This window comes from Brenneria izadpanahii (genome assembly GCF_017569925.1).
In the GTDB taxonomy this organism is placed as follows: domain Bacteria; phylum Pseudomonadota; class Gammaproteobacteria; order Enterobacterales; family Enterobacteriaceae; genus Brenneria; species Brenneria izadpanahii.
The window spans coordinates 5055044-5075983 of record NZ_CP050854.1; the positions used below are offsets into that span (position 1 = coordinate 5055044).

21 protein-coding genes and 1 pseudogene are annotated in these 20940 nt (G+C 54.4%); 12 read left to right on the forward strand and 10 right to left on the reverse strand.

Annotated features, from left to right (window positions below):
* Nucleotides 1-113: 113 nt before the first annotated feature.
* The 5 genes from pfkA to HC231_RS22655 all read right to left on the reverse strand — a co-directional run bounded on the left by pfkA (nucleotide 114) and on the right by HC231_RS22655 (nucleotide 5079).
* A complete protein-coding gene (pfkA, locus tag HC231_RS22635; RefSeq protein ID WP_208228876.1) occupies nucleotides 114-1076 on the reverse strand; it encodes a 6-phosphofructokinase in 963 nt (320 codons plus the stop codon).
* A 276-nt stretch (nucleotides 1077-1352) separates the two neighbouring features.
* Entirely contained in the window at nucleotides 1353-2255 is a 903-nt protein-coding gene (fieF, locus tag HC231_RS22640) for a CDF family cation-efflux transporter FieF (protein WP_208228877.1), read from the reverse strand.
* A 40-nt stretch (nucleotides 2256-2295) separates the two neighbouring features.
* Nucleotides 2296-3483: a sugar transporter gene (locus HC231_RS22645; protein ID WP_208228878.1), complete on the reverse strand. Its 1188-nt coding sequence runs from the start codon at nucleotides 3481-3483 to the stop codon at nucleotides 2296-2298.
* Between the two features lie 198 nt (nucleotides 3484-3681).
* Nucleotides 3682-4248, reverse strand: a complete 567-nt coding sequence (locus HC231_RS22650) for a DcrB family lipoprotein (RefSeq protein ID WP_208228879.1) — start codon at nucleotides 4246-4248, stop codon at nucleotides 3682-3684.
* A 153-nt stretch (nucleotides 4249-4401) separates the two neighbouring features.
* The gene (locus tag HC231_RS22655; RefSeq protein ID WP_208228880.1) at nucleotides 4402-5079 is read right to left on the reverse strand and encodes a 7-cyano-7-deazaguanine/7-aminomethyl-7-deazaguanine transporter; all 678 of its coding nucleotides are present in this window, start codon (nucleotides 5077-5079) and stop codon (nucleotides 4402-4404) included.
* A 214-nt stretch (nucleotides 5080-5293) separates the two neighbouring features.
* On the opposite strand from HC231_RS22655, the gene tusA reads away from it, so the two are divergent.
* Nucleotides 5294-5539, forward strand: a complete 246-nt coding sequence (gene tusA / locus HC231_RS22660; RefSeq protein WP_208228881.1) for a sulfurtransferase TusA — start codon at nucleotides 5294-5296, stop codon at nucleotides 5537-5539.
* Nucleotides 5540-5657: 118 nt separating this feature from the next.
* Here the strand turns inward: tusA and HC231_RS22665 are convergent.
* Together HC231_RS22665 and HC231_RS22670 are read right to left on the reverse strand one after the other, a co-directional pair.
* Nucleotides 5658-7966, reverse strand: a pseudogene (locus tag HC231_RS22665) (zinc/cadmium/mercury/lead-transporting ATPase).
* 91 nt (nucleotides 7967-8057) lie between these two features.
* Nucleotides 8058-8687, reverse strand: coding sequence for a lysoplasmalogenase (locus HC231_RS22670; protein ID WP_208228882.1), 630 nt, complete (start codon nucleotides 8685-8687; stop codon nucleotides 8058-8060).
* Between the two features lie 242 nt (nucleotides 8688-8929).
* On the opposite strand from HC231_RS22670, the gene HC231_RS22675 reads away from it, so the two are divergent.
* The gene (locus HC231_RS22675) at nucleotides 8930-9250 is read left to right on the forward strand and encodes a DUF1820 family protein (protein ID WP_208228883.1); all 321 of its coding nucleotides are present in this window, start codon (nucleotides 8930-8932) and stop codon (nucleotides 9248-9250) included.
* 3 nt (nucleotides 9251-9253) lie between these two features.
* Nucleotides 9254-9610 carry a DUF2500 domain-containing protein gene (locus HC231_RS22680; RefSeq protein ID WP_208228884.1) on the forward strand — a complete coding sequence of 119 codons (357 nt, stop codon included), beginning with the start codon at nucleotides 9254-9256 and terminating at the stop codon, nucleotides 9608-9610.
* 3 nt (nucleotides 9611-9613) lie between these two features.
* Here HC231_RS22680 and HC231_RS22685 read toward each other — a convergent pair whose 3' ends face one another.
* Entirely contained in the window at nucleotides 9614-9892 is a 279-nt protein-coding gene (locus HC231_RS22685) for a DUF1145 family protein (protein WP_208231488.1), read from the reverse strand.
* 38 nt (nucleotides 9893-9930) lie between these two features.
* On the reverse strand, nucleotides 9931-10506 hold the full coding sequence (gene rsmD, locus HC231_RS22690; protein ID WP_208228885.1) for a 16S rRNA (guanine(966)-N(2))-methyltransferase: 576 nt from the start codon (nucleotides 10504-10506) through the stop codon (nucleotides 9931-9933).
* Between the two features lie 362 nt (nucleotides 10507-10868).
* Here rsmD and ftsY point away from each other — a divergent pair, with 362 nt between their 5' ends.
* The 4 genes from ftsY (at nucleotide 10869) to rpoH (ending at nucleotide 15050) form a co-directional block, all read left to right on the forward strand.
* Nucleotides 10869-12194: a signal recognition particle-docking protein FtsY gene (gene ftsY / locus HC231_RS22695; protein WP_208228886.1), complete on the forward strand. Its 1326-nt coding sequence runs from the start codon at nucleotides 10869-10871 to the stop codon at nucleotides 12192-12194.
* 5 nt (nucleotides 12195-12199) lie between these two features.
* Nucleotides 12200-12871, forward strand: a complete 672-nt coding sequence (ftsE, locus tag HC231_RS22700; RefSeq protein ID WP_208228887.1) for a cell division ATP-binding protein FtsE — start codon at nucleotides 12200-12202, stop codon at nucleotides 12869-12871.
* Nucleotides 12861-13829, forward strand: a complete 969-nt coding sequence (gene ftsX, locus HC231_RS22705) for a permease-like cell division protein FtsX (RefSeq protein WP_208228890.1) — start codon at nucleotides 12861-12863, stop codon at nucleotides 13827-13829. Before ftsE ends, ftsX begins: the two co-directional genes overlap by 11 nt.
* A 363-nt stretch (nucleotides 13830-14192) precedes the next feature.
* Complete coding sequence (gene rpoH, locus HC231_RS22710) at nucleotides 14193-15050, forward strand: RNA polymerase sigma factor RpoH (RefSeq protein WP_208228892.1); 858 nt, start codon at nucleotides 14193-14195, stop codon at nucleotides 15048-15050.
* Between the two features lie 66 nt (nucleotides 15051-15116).
* On the opposite strand, the gene panM is transcribed toward rpoH, so the two are convergent.
* Nucleotides 15117-15551 carry an aspartate 1-decarboxylase autocleavage activator PanM gene (panM, locus tag HC231_RS22715; protein ID WP_208228897.1) on the reverse strand — a complete coding sequence of 145 codons (435 nt, stop codon included), beginning with the start codon at nucleotides 15549-15551 and terminating at the stop codon, nucleotides 15117-15119.
* A 407-nt stretch (nucleotides 15552-15958) separates the two neighbouring features.
* Here panM and HC231_RS22720 point away from each other — a divergent pair, with 407 nt between their 5' ends.
* From HC231_RS22720 to livF, 5 genes are all read left to right on the forward strand, one after another.
* Entirely contained in the window at nucleotides 15959-17071 is a 1113-nt protein-coding gene (locus HC231_RS22720) for a branched-chain amino acid ABC transporter substrate-binding protein (RefSeq protein WP_208228898.1), read from the forward strand.
* 154 nt (nucleotides 17072-17225) lie between these two features.
* On the forward strand, nucleotides 17226-18152 hold the full coding sequence (gene livH / locus HC231_RS22725; protein WP_208228900.1) for a high-affinity branched-chain amino acid ABC transporter permease LivH: 927 nt from the start codon (nucleotides 17226-17228) through the stop codon (nucleotides 18150-18152).
* Nucleotides 18149-19420 carry a high-affinity branched-chain amino acid ABC transporter permease LivM gene (locus HC231_RS22730; protein ID WP_208228901.1) on the forward strand — a complete coding sequence of 424 codons (1272 nt, stop codon included), beginning with the start codon at nucleotides 18149-18151 and terminating at the stop codon, nucleotides 19418-19420. The genes livH and HC231_RS22730 overlap by 4 nt, the downstream gene beginning before the upstream one ends.
* Nucleotides 19417-20187, forward strand: coding sequence for a high-affinity branched-chain amino acid ABC transporter ATP-binding protein LivG (gene livG, locus HC231_RS22735; protein WP_208228903.1), 771 nt, complete (start codon nucleotides 19417-19419; stop codon nucleotides 20185-20187). Before HC231_RS22730 ends, livG begins: the two co-directional genes overlap by 4 nt.
* Before the next feature lie 5 nt (nucleotides 20188-20192).
* Entirely contained in the window at nucleotides 20193-20894 is a 702-nt protein-coding gene (gene livF / locus HC231_RS22740) for a high-affinity branched-chain amino acid ABC transporter ATP-binding protein LivF (RefSeq protein ID WP_208228905.1), read from the forward strand.
* The last annotated feature ends 46 nt before the right edge of the window (nucleotides 20895-20940 follow it).

The following is a 20940-nucleotide window of genomic DNA, read 5'->3' on the forward strand; positions in this document are numbered from 1 at the left end:
TTCCTGCCTGCGAGCGCTAAAAAAACAAAACCCCCGGAAACGGGGGTTGGTTAACGATTGGCGATTCCGCCTGAGAGCGGAATTTACGACTCACGGAGCGCCATCGCGATGGATCAGAACAGTTTCTTAGCCGTTTCCAGCCAGTCTTTCTTGAAAGGACGCTTCATGTTTTCAATCGCGTCAATGATGTCGTGATGCACCAGTTTTTCATTCTGAATGCCGACGCAGCGGCCGCCGTAGCCCTGCAGCAGCAGTTCTATTGAATACGCGCCCATGCGGGAGGCAAGAATACGATCGTACGCCACCGGAGAACCGCCGCGCTGAATATGTCCCAACACGGTAGCGCGCGTTTCACGGCCGGTCTCTTTCTCAATATATTTCGACAGTTCGTTAATATCGCAGATGTGTTCGGTAATCGCGACAATGGCGTGTTTTTTACCCTTATCGATACCGACCTTGATCTCCTGAACCAGATCTTGCGGGCTGAATTCCACTTCCGGCAGAACGATGAATTCACAACCGCCGGCAATCGCCGCGGCCAGCGTTAAGTCGCCGCAGTGACGCCCCATCACTTCAACAATGGAAATACGCTGGTGTGACGAAGAGGTGTCGCGCAGGCGGTCAATGGCTTCCAGCACCGTTTCCAGCGCGGTGAAATAACCGATGGTGTAATCGGTTCCTGCAACGTCATTATCAATCGTACCGGGCAGGCCGATACAAGGGAATCCCATTTCCGTCAAGCGTTTAGCCCCCATATAGGAACCATCGCCGCCGATAACCACCAGCGCGTCAAGCCCTTGGGCTTTCATGTTCTGAATAGCGACTTCGCGCACTGCCTCTTCGCGAAATTCAGGGAAACGGGCCGAACCCAGGAAAGTGCCGCCACGGTTGATCATGTCGGATACGCTGTAGCGATCCAACTGCACCATCCGATTCTCATACAACCCCAGATAGCCATCATAAATACCGAAAACTTCCAACCCTTCTGTCAGCGCAGTACGTACCACACCACGAATGGCCGCATTCATGCCGGGTGCATCACCACCACTCGTCAATACTCCGATCTTTTTAATCATGACAACCTCTGGACTTGTAGATGTAAATTCGCAGGATTCTTCTATCAAAAACCGACTGTCGTTTGTTTTACCGTTTGTCTTTCAGACGCCGGCGATATGGCAGCGACTGAAATCTACTGGTTAGTATCGACAGCATCCCTCTAATTTTTAATAAAGGCATATTATAACAAATACCCGCTGCTGAATTGATTCAGGTCAGACTAAATTGCGCAATAATTTTTACAGTCGGCCAGGTCAAGACAATATGGCTAAAAATCATCCCGTGCAAACGCCGACCTACTCATTCAACATTCCCCGCTGCTCTTCCGGCACCGCCGAAACCGGGTCCTGGTGGATAAGAATATCGGAGTCTGGAAATTTTTTGAGCAACGCCTGCTCAATATCATCGGCAATCTGATGCGATTGCACCAAGGGCAGCGCGTCATCCATCTCCAGGTGAAGCTGGATAAACCGGGTCGGCCCGGACCGGCGGGTGCGTAAATCGTGCGCGCCTTTGATGCCCGGCCATCCCGAAATAATATTGACGATAGCTGCGCGCTCTTCATCCGGTAATGCGCGATCCAGCAAAGCCTGCACGGCCTCATACCCCATACGTAACGCACTGTACAGAATATAAACACCGATGCCCAGCGCAAATAGGGCATCCGCATGCGCCACGCCTTTCCAGCTTAATACCAATGCAACCAGAATCGCCCCATTCATCAGCAGATCCGACTGATAGTGCAGCATATCCGCCCGCACGGCCTGACTATACGTACGTTTGACCACCCAGCGTTGGAACGCCACCAGCAGCAAAGTCGACAGCAACGCGATAACCGTCACCCAGATCCCTACTTCCGGGGCGTTCAGTTCCTGGGGGGTCAGCGTATGCTGCAACCCGGTTAAAATAAGAAACAGCGCGGAGCCCGAGATAAACATACTCTGCGCCAACGCGGCCAGCGATTCCGCCTTCCCATGGCCAAAGGCATGTTTGGTATCCGCAGGCTGCAGCGAATAGCGCACCACCAGCAGGTTTACCAGCGATGCGGCGATATCCACCAGAGAATCCACCAATGACGCCAGCAGGCTCACCGACCCGGTAAACCACCAGGCAAACAGCTTCATAGTAAACAGCAGCAACGCAACCGCCGTCGCCCCAAACGCCGCCATGGTGACTAGACGCCGATACCGTGAATTCATAACACTCCAGCTTAAAACCAGAACAATCCGCCGCTCAGGTTTAACTAATAGAGCTATTAGTCAAATCCTGAGCATAACGTTTAAAGATAAAAATACACCATCCCAGCGCAATCACGCCTAATGCCGCGCCGATAAAACCGATATCCGACAGGCTCATGTGCGTAATAACCTTATTTCCCAGCAGCGCGCCGCCGCCGATACCGATATTGTAAATACCGGAAAGCAGGGACATAGCGACATCGGTCGCATCGGGCGCCAGCGCCATGACTTTGACCTGCGTACCCAGCCCTATCGCCATAATCGCAGCGCCCCAGACGCAACAAAGCAACGACAGCGCTATTTGATTGAAAGAAGACGGCAACAGCAACAGCAGACACAGGGGCAATAGCGCGATAGATGCGGTCAAAAAGCCCGAGGGATACTTACTGCTATATTGACTGAAGAGAATGCTGCCGATAATCCCGGCGCCGCCGAACAGCAGCAGCAGCGCGGTAATAAAGTCTCCGCTCATCATCGCCACGTCCTGAACGAAAGGTTCTATATAACTGTAGGCGGTAAAATGCGCGGTAATAACCACTACCGTTAAGCCATAAACACAAAGCAGAGCAGGACGTTTAAACAATTCAGGCAGGCTCTTAAACGATCCGGCATGGCTGCTAGGCAATAGAGGCAGCTGTTTCATCATGACCAGCATAATTATGCAGGCCAAAAGACCGATAATCGCAAACGTGATGCGCCATCCCAGATACTGGCCGATCAAGCGGCCCAAAGGCAGCCCCAGCACCATCGCCAGCGCGGTTCCCGTAGCCAGCAAACTCAACGCCTGCGCCTTCTTGCCCGCCGGCGCCAGACGAACGGCCAAAGATGCCGTGATCGACCAAAAAACCGCATGAGACAATGCGACGCCGATGCGGGCGATCACCAGCACGCCAAAATTCCATGCCACGCCGGATAACAGATTGCTGACGGCAAACAGGATAAACACCTTAATCAACAGGCTTTTGCGCTCCATCTTACTGGTAAGCAACATACAAGGCAGCGACATAGCCCCCACCACCCAGGCGTAGATGGTGATGATCAGTCCTACCTGAGCAGCGCTCATGGAAAAGCTGACTGCGATATCGGATAAAAGCGCTACGGGGACAAATTCGGCGGTGTTAAAAATGAAGGCTGCCAGAGCAAGGGTGATAACACGCAACCATGCAATCGATCGGGGAGAACGAGTCATATATTGATATCAAAGTTAAAATGATGGAAAAATGCGAAAATCAACTCTACTAGGAGGGGATTACGCGAAGCATCAATACTGCCGGGAGAGTATAGCGCTGAGATGTCAAATCTGTAATCAAGATCCCATTTTTTTCTAACTTACAAATAACCTCCCGAACGTGATATCAGCGCACGGGAAGTTTTATGGTCTGACGGACTATTTCAGCTTCAGCGTACTAATAATGCTTTCCGCTTCGCTTTGAGCCTGCTGCTGGTTATCCGCCGGCAGCGTAATTTGCAGCGTCAACAGGTGTTCGTCCACCTTGCCAAGCACAATGGATGAGTAGGCCTGCTGCCCGCTGCTGGTAATAATGCTATCCAACTGTTGCAGTTTCTGCCCATCCACATCAATGGCTTTATTGGTCACCACTTGGAGGTTGGCATCACGGGTACGCTGCTGATCTTCCAGACGCTGCGTCAACACGGATAACTCTTCCGTGGTGTTATCGCCCAAGATCACGATCACCGCTTTTTGCCCGTTGTCGTTAGCGTAAACGTGCATATTGTTCGCCTGAGTACCCAATTTACCGCTTTGGTCGCGCATATCCGCGGGCAGGGTGAATGCGATTTTGCCGGACATCAGTTCAATAGCCACGCCCGCTGAGGCCTCAGCCGCCGGCTTATCCTGTGCTGGAGCCGCCGCGCTATCTTCCGTTTTGCCGTCACAGGCGGCGAGCATGACAACCAGCAGACTCATTCCGAGGTATTTCACTACATTCGGCATAGGGGGTCCCTTTTCTTTTTTATTTAGAACAGATGAAAACATTATCGCACGCTATTCTGTGCGTAAAAACAAGCGGATTGTTGTCACAAACCATAAATTCAGGCGCGTAGCGTAGCAGCGTTTCGCCGCCATATCCGGTCGGCGAAACGCGGTTTAGCGGCGGTTTTCAACTAATAGATAAGGCATGTCGAGTTGCTGCTCGCTCAGGCGTTTCAGCACCATATTCAGCATCACGCCATACATCGGCAGAAAGAAGATCATGCTTATCAACAATTTAAAAGTATAGTCCACCATCGCGATTTCAACCCAATTGGCGGACATAAAGGGGTCGGTGCTGCGATAAAACGCAATAAAGAAAAAGGCCAGCGTATCGCTGAGATTCCCGAACAGCGTCGAAACGGTCGGCGCGACCCACCAGGCGTTACGCTGGCGCAGACGGTTAAAGACATGGACATCCAGAATTTGCCCCAATACATACGCCATAAAGCTGGCGCTGGCGATGCGGGCGACCACGATATTGACCTGTCCCAACGCACTGAACGATTGCCATTCGCCCTGATAAAACAGGACGGATACCAGATAGGAAATCAACAGCGCGGGTATCATAACGGTCAGAATAATGCGACGGGCCAACGGCGCGCCGAAGATTCGCACGGTCAGATCGGTCGCCAGAAAAATAAACGGAAAGGTAAAGGCGCCCCAGGTGGTATGAAAGCCGAAAATCGATACCGGAAGCTGCACCAGATAATTACTGGAGGTAATGATCAGGATGTGAAATAACGAAAGCCATAGCAGCGCCGTCAGCCGCTGTTGGGGAGTAAATCGATACATAATATGTGACCTTTTTGGTTATTGGGGTGAGGGAACCCAAGAAACATTTTATTCGGCATAGCCGCACGTTTGGACGTGCGCGCCGCATGATACGCATTTCTCCCCACAATGCAATGGCTGTTTTTTATGCAAACGATGTCGTCGCTTGCGCCTAAAAATCCCCAGCGTAAACTAGGATGGCTTTTTTATTACCCCCAGATCGAAGAGAATATTGATGACCAATCCTTTTGCCAACCCCGATAAAACCCTTGATGCACAGGGGCTGCGTTGCCCGGAACCCGTGATGATGGTGCGCAAAACGGTACGCCAAATGGAGCCCGGCCAAACCTTATTGATCCTGGCTGACGACCCGGCGACGACCCGTGATATTCCCGGATTTTGCCGTTATATGGATCATCACCTGCTGGCGCAGGTGACCGAGCAACTACCTTACCGTTATTTGCTGCGTAAAGGCGGCTAACCCCAGCGCGCCGACGATAACCCGGCGCTTTCCCCCGCCCCCCTTGTCAGGCGATCCCTCCCCGGCGAAAGGGAGGGTTGGAGTCAGAATCAGAGGTTTCGCCGACGACCGGCCGCCGCTACTCATCCCGTTTTTTGAGCAACCGCAGGGCGTTGGCGGTGACCAGCGCCGTAGCGCCGGAATCCGCCAGCACCGCCAGCCACAGACCGGTAATGCCCATCACGCTGGTGATCAGAAACAGCGCCTTCAGCCCCAGGGCAATGGTAATATTTTGACGGATATTGCGCCGCGTGGCGCGCGACAGCCGGATCATCATCGCCAGGCCATTCAAACGGCTATGGGTTAACGCGGCGTCCGCGGTTTCCAGCGCCACATCCGTCCCATTTCCCATCGCAATACCGATAGTCGCCGCCTTCATGGCCGGGGCATCATTAATACCGTCCCCCACCATCGCCGTGGGCTGCCGCCGATTAAGCTCGCCGAGCGCCGTCACTTTATCCTCAGGCAGTAAACCGGCCTGGTAATCAATCCCCAACTCACCCGCGATAGCGGCCGCGGCGCGGGGATTGTCTCCGGTCAGCATGATGCAGCGTATATCCATGGCCTGTAACGCATCCAGCGCGGTGCCGGCGTCGTCGCGCAGCGAGTCGCGCAGGGCCAGCAATCCGATTACGCGACGGTCCTCATGCACCGCCACCACCGTTTTACCTTCGTTTTCCAACGCCGCGACACGCTGCCGCCAGTCATCATCCAGCGTATCAGCAGGCAGTTTGGCCGGAGAACCGGCCTGAATACGCTGGCCGCCGATCGTCCCCTCCACGCCGATCCCCGCCAGCGTTCTGCGATTCTCCGCGACAGGCAAAAACGCGCTCTCTTCCCGCGCCCGGCGCACGATGGCTTTAGCCAGCGGATGGTGTGAACCGGACTCTATCGCGGCGGTACGCGTCAACAGCGCGGTTTCGCTAATGCCGGCCGCCGGTAAAATATCCGTAACCTGCGGCCGCCCTTCGGTCAAAGTGCCGGTTTTATCAAAAGCCACTGCGCGGATCCCCCCAGCGATTCCAGCGCGGCCCCGCCTTTAATCAGCGCGCCCTGACGGGCCGCCGCCGCCAGGCCGGAGGTAATCGCGGCCGGGGTGGAGATCACCAGCGCGCAGGGACAGCCAATCAGCAATAGCGTCAACCCGCGATAAATCCACTCCTGCCAGGACTGAGCCAGCAACAGCGGCGGGATCAGAATAACCAGTAAAGACAGCAGCATAATGGCCGGCGTGTAGTAACGGCTGAAGCGGTCAAGGAAACGCTCTATCGGCGCGCGGCGCTCTTCCGCTTCTTCTATCAACTGTAGAATGCGGTCAATGGCGCTATTGCCCGGTTGCGACACGACGCGTAACTGCGCTATTCGATCAACGCACAGGCTGCCCGCCGCCACCTTCTCGCCCGGGCCTCGTTCAACCGGCACCGACTCCCCGGTCAGCGCGCTTTCATCGAAACTGGCTTCCGCCGCCAGCAGTTCCGCATCGGCCGGCAATCGGCCGCCGGGGGCGACCTCAATCACATCGCCGGGAGACAAGCCGGCGACCGGCACGCTGATACGCCGTCCGTTGCGGATCACCGTGGCTTCTTCAGGGAGCAGCGCCATCAGCGCGGTAACGCCTCGCCGGGCTCGGTTGGAGGCATAAGACTCCAACTGTTCTCCCAGCATAAAAAGCAACAGCACCACGGCGGCTTCCGTGGCGGCGCCGATCAACAATGCCCCGATAGAGGCCACGCTCATCAATGTTTCAATCGCGAAGGGGGTACCGGAGCGAATAAGCCGCGCCGCTTTTTTCGCCACCGGAACAAGCCCAACCACGGTGGTGGCGATAAAAGCGATCTGTCCGCCGGATTCGCTCGCCAGCGAAAGTCCCCAGCTTACCGCCGCCAACAAAGCAAAGAGGATCAAAAAACCATATTCATGGCTAAAACGATGAGAATCAGGAGAAAGGGGGGCTTGCGGGGCGAGATCCTGCAAGGTAAAACCGACCTGCTGAACCGCATATTGCACCTGTGAGCGGACATCGCTACGGGCATCGACAACCAGTTTTTCAGTGGCGAACAGCACGTTGGCCTGTTCTATTCCAGTAAGATTTCTTACTGCGTTTTCAACTTTACGCGCACAGTTGGGGCAATCCATCCCGCTGATTTTCCAGCTGAAGCGCTGACATAACGCCGGTCGGTCGCCCTCTCCTCCGTCGGGGTCGCCGGAATCGGCATTATCGCCGCTCTCCGACTGTTGGCTATCCGGCCCCCGGCCGGTATCGGCAAGGGAATCCGGCGCGTGTTTCACGGCGCAACAGCTTTTCTCGGCGCGTGATGAATGACGGGCATGTTCATGGCAACAGGCCGATTTCCCGGCGCTGCATGAGTGAAGCTGATGAGAATGCATACCTTCCTCCTGTTTTGATGCGAGTAATTCTCATCAGAAACTTTACAACGTCGTTCCCGGTCAATCCAGCGTTTCGCATAGCCGGTCAGCACTAAAAATACAACGAGCGGACGATTAAGAAATGTCCGCCAAAATAGCACGCCGCCACAATGGCCTGATGGGCGCGAAAATTGATGCGGTAATGGTGGATGAACCAGGCCGCATGAGCGATAAACAGCAGCGCGCTGCCCGCCAGCAACGAGAAGTTATAATCCGTTCCAAGCGCGAAATAGCGTTCGCCGGCGACCCAGACCATCAGGGTCGTCATGATGATAAAGGCGCACGCCGGCCAACGCTGCGCATCCAGGCGGCTCCAGATGATTGCGATCAGGATTGCGGCCGCAATGATAAGCGCCAGCGCCAACGGCCAGAAAAACGTGAGCGTCATCTGGCTGGTGAAAAAACTTATGGTATAAAGCAAATGAGAGAGAAAGTAGGCGCCGAACGCATAAAGCAGCCGCTGTGTCGGCAATAGCATCAGGGCGTCCGCCGCCAGGCTCGCCAATAATCCAACCACGATCAGGTAGCCCGGCACGCTCAGCAGCGGCGTCTGCCAGGCCAGAACCAGTAATAATACCAAGGTAACGGGTTTAAACAGCCAGCGCTGCCATACCGGTCCGCGGTAGCTGGCGTCGACATATAACCAACCGGAAAAGAGCACGGCAATAAATGACCAAAGCATAGATTATCCTTATTTGTATTAAACATGCCGGATCAAAAAACCCGGAATCAGCTACACATCCCTCCTGAATGATTAAGTTTTTCTCAGCATCCGTAGCCTTATTCTTTCAGTGTAGGGGATCGTGGTAAGGATCAACAACATCAGGCGAGACAGATGCGCATACCGGTGCTTCATGCTATGTTATCGACCCGTCTGGGCTGCTGATTAGCGCATGTGATTATCTTGAAGGAGAGTATGGTTGAATGAGCAATGAACCCGCGCTTTATCGTATTCAGTTCATGAACAATGGTAAAAATTACCAGCTTTATGTGCGTGAATTGGTACCAAGCAATCTGTTTGGCTTTATTGAAATTGCCGACTTCGTGTTCGACAGCCAATCGACGGTACTGGTTGATCCTTCCACCGAAAAGCTGAGAACCGAATTTTCAGGCGTTAGCCGCAGCTTCATTCCGCTACAGGCCGTGATACGCATTGACGCGGTGACGGAAAAAGGCAGCGCGCGTATCTCCGAATTAGGGGATAACGTCACGCATTTCCCTTATCTTCCCGGCCGGAAGCCCTGACGCATGCGTGATTTCCCCCCGCTGCTGATACTGGCCGTAGCGCTCATTCTGGCGCTGGCCTGGCGTCAATACCAGCACCAGCGGAATCAGGAAGCGCGCAACGATGCGGCTCCGCTACGGACGATAATGGCGGAGATAAAAGCCAAACGTGAATTTCCGCAGACTCGCAACCGCTCCCGCGGTTATGAAGACGGGTTTAAAAATATGTTTTACGAGGCCACGTTTCGGCCTGTCAACGGCGGCGCCGATATAACGCTGCGGCTCAGCCAAACCGACTATAACCAGCTCGATAAAGATATGCGGGGCATGTTGCAGCTCAAGGGCACCCGCTTCATCAGCTTTGCGCCCCGGCAGGAATAATCGTTATTTTTTCGGTTGCTTCGGCAATTTTTTCTGCCAGGCGAGCAGCTCGAACACGCCAAACAGAAAAATGCGCGCCTGAAACGCCGGACCTAGCGCGGGGCTATCCTTGGGCTGGCTGGCTCTCAGCAACAGCAGTTGGAAGCCATGCATCAGGAGCGTGAATATCATCGCCACCGTCATAAAGATATTCAGCGGCCTGGGGAAAGGTTGAATCAGGTTAAAGACCAGAATTCCCCATATTCCCAGCATCAATAACCGGCCAAGATTAATCCATATCATCATGTTCCCCTTATTTTCTTTTCCCTACCCTACGATGATTATTGGCGGATGTATAAACGGTACGCCACCTGACCGGCGATTTTTTCACGATGCAGTTGCCAGTTATCCGGAATAACCAACTGCGCGTTCTCGGCCTCGGTTTCCACGTAGATCCGCGCCTCCGGCGCTAGCCAGCCCTGCCGTTCCAACAGCGCCAGCGTATCGTTCAATAAATCCTGGCGAAACGGCGGATCGAGAAACACCACGTCAAACGGTTCGCCGACCTGGGCCAGCCATTGCAGAGTATCGGTATTAACGACGCGGGCGTTCTCCGCCCGGAGCAGCATCAGATTCTGCGTTAATTGCCGGGCCACGGCGCGATCCCTTTCCAGCAACGTGGCGTGCGCGGCGTAGCGCGATAACGCCTCCAGCCCCAGCGCGCCGCTGCCGGCGAAGCAGTCCAGACAGCGCGACTGCGGAATAACCGGCGCCAACCAGTTAAACAGCGTTTCACGCACGCGATCGGTGGTGGGCCTTAGGCCGGGACTATCGGGAACAGGAAGTTTTCTGCCGCGCCACTGACCACCGATAATTCGGATCTGCCCGGCGGCCGACGATGCATTTTTTTTAGCCATAGATCACATATTGGTTACTACGCCGGATGGCCAGCACAGTACTGTCAGGAAGATTTAAACATTATTCTAACGGCGCTTAAGCTATATACCCAACAGATTTATGGCGGGCTATCCATCCCGTCCGCCGCTCCGCGTTTTTTCAGGATACCGCCAGGAAGACGCGTAACGCGCGGCAAAAAACCGGCTGCGGCGGTGTAAACCAACGGGTTTGACATACTTCGTTACCGAGATTGTCCGCCATTGCCCCCTCCGGCCGCGTGTTGCTGTTGACAGGAAAGTGTTAAACTCGTGGTTTATCGTCAAAATAGATTGGTTTTAATTATTTATTCGCCGCAGTGAGCGGCGTGGAGCGCGATTGCAAGATGACAAAAGAGAAAAAGCGCGGTTTTTTTTCCTGGTTCGGATTAGGCCGGCAGGAAGAAAAACAACAAGAGCAACCGCAAGATAAATCTGAAATTCCTGATACGCCGGCGGCCGAATCCACAACCGACGCCGATGAACATCCGGTATCCGAACAGAAAACAGAGTCCCCGGAATCCCCGGTTCTGGAAAACGACGCGCCTGCCGGACAGGTACAGCCGGAAGAAACTCATGCCGGGGCGCAGACGCTGACGCAGGAAAGCTCGCCGGCGAAAGAGGCGGCGACGGCTGAAACGCTATCCGCCGATGAGGATAACGCCGAAGAAGAAACGCCCGTTGAAGACGAAGCGGAAGAGATTCCGCCTGAGGATACCGTTCCGCCAATGCACGAACAGGAGCGGCCGACCAAAGAGGGATTCTTTGCCCGCCTGAAACGCAGTCTGGTAAAAACCCGCCAGAATCTGGGTTCAGGATTTATCGGATTGTTTCGCGGCAAGAAAATCGACGACGATCTGTTTGAAGAGCTGGAAGAACAGCTGCTGATTGCGGATGTCGGCGTTGAAACCACGCGTAAAATCATTGCCAGCCTGACGGAACACGCCAACCGCAAACAGTTGAAAGATGCGGATACGCTTTTTGCCAAGTTGAAAGAAGAAATGGCGGCAATCCTTGCTAAAGTTGATGAACCGCTGAATATCGAAGGCAAGACGCCCTATGTAATCCTGATGGTCGGGGTCAACGGCGTGGGTAAAACCACCACCATCGGCAAAATGGCGCGCCAGTTTCAGGCTCAGGGTAAATCAGTGATGCTGGCGGCGGGAGATACTTTCCGCGCCGCCGCGGTTGAGCAGCTTCAGGTCTGGGGGCAGCGCAACAATGTCGCGGTGGTCGCCCAGCACACCGGCGCCGACTCCGCTTCCGTCATTTTCGATGCCATCCAGGCCGCGAAAGCCCGCGGGGTGGATGTACTGATTGCCGATACCGCCGGTCGCTTGCAGAACAAAGCCCACCTGATGGAAGAACTGAAGAAAATTGTACGCGTTATGAAAAAACTGGATGACGAAGCGCCGCATGAAGTGATGCTGACGCTGGACGCCAGTACCGGACAAAACGCGGTAAGTCAGACTAAGCTTTTCAACGAGGCCGTCGGTCTGACGGGAATTTCGCTGACCAAACTCGATGGCACCGCCAAAGGCGGGGTGATTTTCGCTATCGCCGACCAATTTGGCATTCCTATTCGCTATATCGGGGTCGGCGAAGGTATAGAAGATTTGCGGCCGTTTAAGGCTGACGATTTTATTGAGGCACTTTTTGCCCGTGAGGATTAAAACGGATGATTCGCTTTGAACAGGTCAGTAAAGCTTATCTCGGTGGACGTCAGGCATTGCAGGGGGTGGATTTCCATTTGCGTCCGGCGGAAATGGCCTTCCTGACCGGTCATTCCGGAGCGGGGAAAAGCACCCTGCTGAAGCTGATTTGCGGTATTGAACGCCCCAGCGCCGGCCAGATTCTATTTGGCGGACATAACATCAGCCGTTTAAAGAAGAGCGAAGTGCCGTTTCTACGCCGCCAGATCGGCATGATCTTTCAGGATCACCACCTGTTGATGGAGCGTACCGTTTATGACAACGTCGCGATGCCGCTGATCATTGCCGGCGCCAGCAGCGAAGACATTCGCCGCCGGGTCTCCGCCGCGCTCGATAAAGTCGGCCTGCTGGATAAGGCGAGAAACTACCCTATCCAGCTTTCCGGCGGGGAACAGCAGCGGGTCGGCATTGCGCGCGCCGTGGTCAACAAACCCTCGGTTTTGCTGGCGGATGAACCTACCGGCAACCTGGATGACGCCCTGTCCGAAGGCATTCTTCGCCTGTTTGAAGAGTTCAACCGGGTGGGCGTCACGGTATTGATGGCAACCCACGATACCGGATTGATCTCCCGGCGGCATTACCGGGTGCTGACGCTGTCCAACGGCCGCATGATTGGGGGAAACCATCATGGCGAATAATACCCGTAATGCGAAAAGGCCGGAGAAGCGGAACAGATCGCTGCGTGGCGGCTGGCAGGAACAGTGGCGCTACGCCTGGACAAATACGTTGGCCGATATGCTGCGTCAGCCGCTGGCGACGTTATTAACCGTCATGGTGATAGCGATCTCGCTGGCATTGCCCAGCATCTGCTATCTGGTGTGGAAAAACGTCAGTCAGGCCGCGGCGCAGTGGTATCCCACGCCGCAGCTAACCGTCTATCTGGATAAAGCCCTGGATGACAACGCCGCCCAGGCGGTGATCGCCAAGCTCCAGTCGGAAGACGGCGTTGATAAAGTCAATTATCTGTCGCGCGATGAGGCGATGGGCGAATTCCGTAACTGGTCGGGTTTTGGCGGCGCGCTGGACATGCTGGAAGAGAATCCATTGCCCGCGGTGGCCATCATCACCCCGAAAATGACGTTCCAAAGCGCGGAGACGCTCACGACGCTGCGCGATCGGGTGGCCGCTACGCAAGGCGTGGATGAAGTGCGCATGGACGATAGCTGGTTTGCCCGTCTGGTGGCCTTAACCAGCCTGGTCGGGCAGATTTCCGCAACGATTGGCATACTAATGGTGATTGCCGTCTTCCTGGTGATCGGCAACAGCGTTCGCCTGAGTATCTTTAGCCGGCGGGAAACCATCAACGTCATGAAGCTGATCGGCGCGACGGACGGCTTTATTCTGCGGCCCTTCCTCAACGGCGGCGCGGTTATGGGATTTGCCGGCGCCGTGCTGTCGCTGATCCTGTCTCAGGCGTTGGTGTGGAAGCTTGACGCGGTGGTCGACCAGGTCGCTTCGGTGTTTGGCACCACGTTTAGCGTCAAAGGGCTAAGCTGGGACGAATCCCTGCTATTGCTGCTTATCGCCGCGATGATCGGCTGGCTGGCCGCATGGCTGGCGACCGTTCAACATTTACGTCGTTTTACACCACAGTAATCTTTTTTTGCTATAATCTTCCCTTGTGCAACAGGCTGTGCGCACAAGGGATTTATCTCGGCCATCGCGTTTCTTTTTCGTCTCCGCCGACCTACGGTTTTCTCAGGAATTTCGTCTTGATATGTTAAATAAGATGGATAAAATTGGGGAACTTGTGAGAAAAATCACAGTCTGAATACATTGGATACTGCGACGGATTTTTAGCGGAATGGTTTACTCGAATTGCCGCAAAATATCAGAGTAAGCAGTATGAATATCGCGAATTGTTTTTAACAAGAATCGTTTTAATCGATAGTTTTAACAATCGCATGAGCGAGCTTCTTAAAAGAGCATCGCATAAACCGTAGTCATGAGAGAGGTTGAATGACCAAAGATATGCAAACTTTCACCTTAGTTCCCCAAGGCAGTCTGGAAGGTTACATTCGAGCCGCCAATGCCTATCCGATGCTGACGGCGGAGGAAGAGCGGGCTCTGGCTGAACGGCTGCATTATCAGGGCGATCTGGAAGCCGCTAAGCAGCTCATCCTGTCGCACCTGCGTTTTGTTATTCATGTAGCCCGTAATTACGCCGGCTACGGCCTGCCGCAGGCGGATCTGATTCAGGAAGGCAATATCGGCCTGATGAAGGCGGTACGCCGTTTTAATCCTGAAGTAGGCGTTCGTCTGGTCTCCTTTGCGGTGCACTGGATCAAAGCTGAAATCCACGAATACGTCCTGCGTAACTGGCGTATTGTGAAAGTCGCGACCACCAAAGCGCAACGTAAGCTGTTTTTTAACCTGCGCAAATCCAAACAGCGTCTTGGCTGGTTTAACCAGGATGAAGTCGAGCTGGTAGCCCGTGAATTGGGCGTAACCAGTAAAGACGTGCTTGAGATGGAATCCCGCATGGCGGCGCAGGATATGACGTTTGATCCGACGCCGGACGAAGAAACGCACGATGGCAAGGCAATGTCGCCCATGCTTTATCTGCAGGATAAGTCATCCGACTTTGCCGATGGCATTGAGGAAGACAACTGGGAAAACCATGCGGCGGATAAACTTACCTATGCGCTGGAAGGCTTGGATGAACGCAGTCAGCATATCATCCGGGCGCGTTGGCTGGACGATGACAACAAATCGACATTGCAGGAGCTGGCCGATAAATATGGCGTATCCGCAGAGCGTGTACGTCAGTTGGAAAAGAACGCCATGAAAAAGCTGCGGGCCGCGATAGAAGCCTGAAAACCCTACCCTGAATAATTCGGGTAAACGATAAACGACGACCGGGATCTTCCCGGTCGTTTTGTTTTAATGATCCAACCCCGGCTTTACTGCAAACCTTTCATTCCTGATATAGCGCCACCCGCCGGATACCGGCGAAAAGCCGCAGTCGAGCATAAATCTTCCCAGCACGGACTCATCCACCGTCGCGTGATCGGCCGTCGCCAGCCACCACTCTTTGACCTCAGGCGACATTCTGAGCGTCTCTTCCACCAGATACAGGCCCACGCCGCGTCTTCGGGTCTCTACACGCACCATAAGATCGCTCAGTTGAGCATTTTCCCCTTTGATTTCCACTAGCACGCCCGCCAACAGCCGATCGTTAAAACGGGCAGCAAACAAACGCCGTTCCGGTGTAAGTCCATTTTCCAGAAGATCGATATTTTGATGCGGCCATATTTTAGCCAGATCAATTTTATCCTGAGGGCTGAATACGGTAAGACACTCAACGGTTAGTTTCATTTACTAGCACTCCATTAAATGAGTGAAGAATAATGTATCTTGTTTGCAGCCTAATAGTTAAATAATTTATTCATTACGGTTAATGGGGAAAATGTTTTTTCGCTTTATCAATTTTCGAGTAAAACATCATCGATTAACCCGTAACCTAGCACAAGTAACTATAAATAAAATAAACATTGGCGTTTAAAGCTAGTATTTTATGCTGCGCAAACAGCTTATATTTAATGGCGTCAGTTGATTTGCAGCATAAAATTCCTGTTTAATAATATGAAAAATAACGCCTTATTAGAAATAATCACTAATAAAAGACCTAACCTATTCTGATATATCAGGAAAAAGGTTATCTTATGGCATAGGACAGTCAATTTTTAGACAGTATCCATAATAATGATACACGGGGTAAACGGATGAAATTTAGTAAAGGTAAAACATTGCTGATGGGATGTATGGCAATCGCATTGACTCAGGCGGCACACGCCGCGGATATCAAAGTAGCGGTTGTCGGCGCAATGTCCGGTCCTGTCGCACAATACGGCGACATGGAATTCATTGGCGCGCGTCAGGCCATTGCCGATATCAACGCCAAAGGCGGTATTGACGGAAATAAACTGGTTGGCGTTGAGTATGACGACGCCTGCGACCCTAAACAGGCCGTCGCCGTCGCCAACAAAGTCATCAATGACGGCATTCGCTATGTGATCGGCCATTTGTGTTCTTCCTCCACGCAGCCCGCATCTGATATTTACGAAGAAGAAGGCGTGATCATGATTACGCCGGCCGCAACCAACGCAGACTTGACTACGCGCGGCTACAACATGGTGCTTCGCACCACCGGTCTTGATTCCGATCAGGGGCCGACCGCCGCAAAATACATTGTCGATACGGTTAAACCTCAGCGTATCGCCGTTATTCATGATAAACAGCAATACGGCGAAGGTTTGGCCCGCGCGGTTCAGGATAACCTGAAAAAAACCGGCGCGAATGTGGTGCTATTCGAAGGCGTGACCGCGGGCGATAAAGACTTCTCTACGCTGGTTGCGCGCTTGAAGAAAGAAAACGTGGACTTCGTATACTTTGGCGGATATTACCCGGAAATGGGGCAAATTCTGCGTCAGGCCCGTCAGGCCGGTCTGAACGCCAAATTTATGGGGCCGGAAGGCGTGGGTAACTCATCGCTATCCAACATCGCGGGCGAAGCGTCTGAAGGGATGCTGGTCACGCTGCCCAAACGTTACGATCAGGTGCCGGCGAACCAGCCTATCGTTGATGCGCTGAAAGCGAAAAAACTGGACCCGACAGGCCCGTTCGTCTGGACCACCTACGCCGCATTACAGTCTCTGACCACGGCGATGCAGCGTAGCGGCAGCATGGAGCCGGAAGATCTGGCGAGCGATCTGAAAGCCAAAGCCGTCGATACCGTTATGGGGCCATTGAGCTGGGATGCAAAAGGCGACCTGAAAGGGTTTGAGTTTGGTGTGTTTGAGTGGCATGCAGACGGTACTTCCAGCGCAGTGAAGTGATCGCCGCAGTAATGGGGTAAACGGCGAAATAGCATAACGTTGCATTTCGCCGGTACGGCGATAAACCGCATTGTATTCAACCGAATCTGTATTAATCCTCAATACCGATGCCCCCGTTGTCGCAAGGCGCGGGGGCAGTATTTAAGGTAAAGGTATGTCCGAGCAGTTCCTCTATTTTCTTCAGCAAATGTTCAACGGCCTGACGTTGGGCAGCACTTATGCGCTGATCGCCATTGGCTACACCATGGTTTACGGCATTATCGGCATGATCAACTTTGCTCACGGCGAAGTGTATATGATCGGCAGCTATGTCTCTTTTATCGTGATCGCCGCCCTGATGATGATGGGCATCGATGCGGGATGGTTATTAATCGGCGTCGCCTTTATCGCCGCCGTAGTGATTTCCAGCGCCTACGGCTGGAGCATCGAGCGCGTCGCCTATAAACCGGTGCGCACCTCCAAGCGCCTGATCGCGCTGATTTCCGCCATCGGGATGTCCATTTTTCTGCAAAACTACGTCAGCCTGACGCAAGGCTCGCGCGATGTCGCCCTGCCCAGTCTGGTTACCGGGCAATGGACGCTGGGCGAAAACAACGGATTCGCCGCGACGATCAGCACCATGCAGTTGACCATCTGGGTCGTGACGTTCCTGACCATGCTGGCGCTAACGCTATTTATTCGCTACTCGCGCATGGGCCGCGCCTGCCGCGCCTGTGCAGAAGATTTGAAAATGGCCAGCCTGCTGGGCATCAGCTCTGACCGGGTAATCTCCCTGACGTTTGTGATCGGCGCGGCAATGGCTGCGGTGGCCGGCGTTTTACTGGGGCAGTTCTATGGCGTGATTAATCCCTATATCGGCTTTATGGCCGGGATGAAAGCCTTTACGGCCGCGGTACTTGGCGGCATCGGCAGTATTCCCGGCGCGATGATCGGCGGATTGATTCTCGGCGTGGCCGAAGCGTTGACGTCGGCCTATCTGAGCACCGAGTATAAAGACGCGGTATCCTTCGCGCTGTTGATCGTGGTGTTGTTGGTAATGCCGACCGGCATTCTTGGCCGTCCGGAGGTTGAGAAAGTATGAAAAAGCTCAATCTTCTCAATGCGTGTCTTTCCGCATTGATGCTGCTGGTGCTGGCCGCCTTCATCATGGGAATGCAGTTAGGGCTTGACGGCACCAAGCTGGTTGTCCGGGGCGCCGATCAGGTTCGATGGCACTGGATCGGCGCAGGCTGCATCGTGGTTTTCTTTTTCCAGTTAATCCGTCCGTTCATCCAGCAGAGCATGCGGAAGTTTTCCGGCCCGTCGCTGGTGCTGCCGAGCTTTGACGGCAGCACGCCGCGCCAAAAACTGCTGGCGGCATTGTTGATCATCGCCGCCATCGCCTGGCCGTTCCTGGTTTCGCGCGGGACGGTGGATATCGCCACGCTCACGCTGATTTACGTGATGCTGGGCCTGGGATTAAACGTCGTCGTCGGACTTTCCGGCCTGCTGGTGTTGGGCTACGGCGGCTTTTATGCCATCGGCGCTTATACCTATGCCCTGCTGAACAACTATTACGGTCTGGGCTTTTGGGAAAGCCTGCCGCTGGCCGGCATAACCGCCGCCCTGTCCGGTTTCCTGCTCGGCTTCCCGGTATTACGGCTGCGGGGCGATTATCTGGCTATCGTGACCTTGGGATTCGGCGAAATCGTCCGTATTCTGTTGCTGAACAATACCGAGATCACCGGCGGCCCGAACGGCATCAGCCAGATCCCCAAACCTACTTTCTTCGGCCTGGAATTCAGCCGCACCGCGCGTGACGGCTGGGATACATTCCATAACTTCTTCGGCCTGAAGTACGACCCCAGCGACCGTATCATTTTCCTGTATTTGGTGGCGCTGCTGCTGGTGGTATTGACCCTGTTCGTCATCAACCGCCTGCTGCGTATGCCGCTGGGCCGCGCCTGGGAAGCGCTGCGCGACGATGAGATCGCCTGCCGCTCGCTGGGGCTCAGCCCGACGCGCATCAAACTGACGGCGTTTACCATCAGCGCCGCGTTCGCGGGTTTCGCCGGTACGCTGTTTGCCGCCCGTCAGGGATTCGTCAGCCCGGAATCCTTTACCTTCGCCGAGTCGGCATTTGTGCTGGCGATCGTGGTCTTGGGAGGGATGGGCTCGCAGTTTGCGGTGATACTGGCCGCCGTGTTGCTGGTGGTTTCACGCGAACTGATGCGCGATCTGAATGAATACAGCATGTTGCTGCTGGGCGCGCTGATGGTATTGATGATGATTTGGCGCCCGCAAGGTCTGCTGCCGATGAAGCGCCCGCAGATGAAGCTGAAAGTAAGTAATAAGGAAGAGCAGGCATGAGTACGCAGCCATTATTATCCGTCAGAGGTCTGATGATGCGTTTCGGCGGTCTGCTGGCGGTCAATAACGTTGAACTGGATTTAAACGCGGGAGAAATTGTTTCGCTGATCGGTCCGAACGGCGCGGGAAAAACCACGGTGTTCAACTGCCTGACCGGTTTTTATCGCCCCACCGGCGGCACCATCATGCTGCGCGACCGGCATCTGGAAGGCTTATCTGGGCAAAAAATCGCGCGTATGGGCGTGGTGCGGACGTTCCAGCACGTACGCCTGTTCCGTGAGATGACCGTGATTGAAAACCTGCTGGTGGCCCAGCATCAGCATCTCAAAAGCGGCATATTCGCCGGATTATTGAAAACGCCGGGATTTCGCCGCGCCGAAGCCGATGCGCAGGATCGCGCCGCGGAGTGGCTGGAGCGCGTCGGCCTGCTTGAATTGGCCAACCGTCAAGCCGGCAACCTGGCTTACGGCCAACAGCGCCGGCTGGAAATCGCCCGCTGTATGGTGACCCGGCCGGAGCTGTTAATGTTGGACGAACCGGCCGCCGGGCTTAACCCAAAAGAAACCGAAGAACTGAATCAACTGATCGCCGAACTGCGCGAGCGTCATCAGGTTTCTGTGCTGTTGATTGAGCATGACATGAAGCTGGTCATGGGAATTTCCGATCGGATCTATGTCGTCAATCAGGGAACGCCGTTGGCCCACGGAACCCCGGCTGAAATTCGTAATAACCCGGATGTCATCCGTGCATATCTGGGTGAAGGATAACGTTTATGCTGTCATTAAATCAGGTCTCCGCCCACTATGGGAAAATCCAGGCGCTGCACCAAGTCAGCCTGCATATCGAGCAGGGCGAGATCGTTACGCTCATCGGCGCCAACGGCGCCGGGAAAACCACGCTGCTGGGTACGCTGTGCGGCGATCCGCGCGCCACTGAAGGCACTATCACCTTCGATGGAAAGGACATTACCAACTGGCAGACCGCGCAGATTATGCGCGAAGCAATCGCCATTGTGCCCGAAGGCCGCCGCGTATTTTCCCGCATGACGGTGGAAGAAAATCTGGCTATGGGCGGATTCTTTGCCGATCGGCGTCAATACCAAGAGCGGATCGCCCGGGTCTACGACCTGTTTCCCCGTTTGTACGAGCGCCGCGCTCAGCGGGCCGGCACCATGTCAGGCGGCGAACAGCAAATGCTGGCCATCGGCCGCGCGCTGATGAGCCAGCCGCGTTTATTGCTGCTGGATGAGCCGTCGCTGGGGCTTGCTCCGATCATCATTCTGCAGATTTTTGATACTATTCAACAACTGCGTGAAGAAGGCATGACCATTTTCCTGGTGGAGCAAAACGCGAATCAGGCATTGCGCTTGGCCGATCGCGGCTATGTGCTTGAAAACGGCCATGTGGTGCTGGAAGACAGCGGCGCCGCATTACTCGCAAATGAAGCAGTACGCTCAGCTTATCTGGGCGGTTAATCAAATTCAGGCCGGTTCACCGGCCTGTCGCGCTAAAACAAAGGCA